The organism is Variovorax sp. Soil_C_12 (assembly GCF_057657375.1).
On sequence record NZ_JBDGIO010000047.1, the window covers coordinates 1 to 629 of the forward strand.

Below are 629 nucleotides of genomic sequence, written 5' to 3' on the forward strand. Positions count from 1 at the left end.
GGCCAGAAGATCGAATTGGGTCATGGGGTTGAATTCTCGGGGAAGGCCGACGCTGGCTCGGGCGGCACCGTGTCCTTCATGCTCGGTACGCACCACCAGGTCTGCCGCGTCGGCCCGCGCCCTGGATGTGTGTCCCAGCCGCTGATCAGAACGCCGCCGTCGATGTGCAGGAGACGGGGCGCCGTCAGCTGATCGTGCGCCACCCCCGTCTCGAGGTCGAGATGCCGGGCCCACAGTTCGCCTGAACCCGCAATCTTCCCGTACAGGAGCCGCCCCTGCATACGCATGGCCTTCACCTCCTCGTCCGGCAGTCGGTCCCCGAACCTTCGCAACTTGTAAAACACGCAGAACACTGGATAAGCATACAGTAAACGACTATGCTTTCAAGCATGGACGAAGCCCTGAAACCTGACATCTGGATTGCCGCCTGCGCGCACCGGCTGCAGCAGCAGTGGCGCACCGTGGACCCCCTGCAGCTGGAAGAGGTTGCTGCCGAGCTTTGGCGCGACGAGCGGTTGCGATCGCTGCCGCCGGACGCCGCGGCGGTGGTTTGGCTCGGCCCGGTCCGCCCGTTGCCCTTCTGAGCCGCTACATTCCGGCCATGTGCAATCGGTACGAAAGCCCGGACA

At 64.5% G+C, this 629-nt stretch carries 2 protein-coding genes; both read left to right on the plus strand.

All coding sequences use genetic code 11. From position 1 onward, the window contains the following. Nucleotides 1-192: hypothetical protein (locus AC3A6X_RS36400; protein ID WP_487846717.1), on the plus strand; the 192-nt coding region annotated here is incomplete at its 5' end. A 197-nt stretch (nt 193-389) separates the two neighbouring features. Further along, entirely contained in the window at nt 390-584 is a 195-nt protein-coding gene (locus AC3A6X_RS36405) for a hypothetical protein (protein ID WP_309974579.1), read from the plus strand. The last annotated feature ends 45 nt before the right edge of the window (nt 585-629 follow it).

What these genes read in the sequence shown, in the direction of transcription:
- AC3A6X_RS36405 (WP_309974579.1), top strand. Translation starts at nt 390, where the DNA reads ATGGACGAAGCCCTGAAACCTGACATCTGGATTGCCGCCTGCGCGCAC.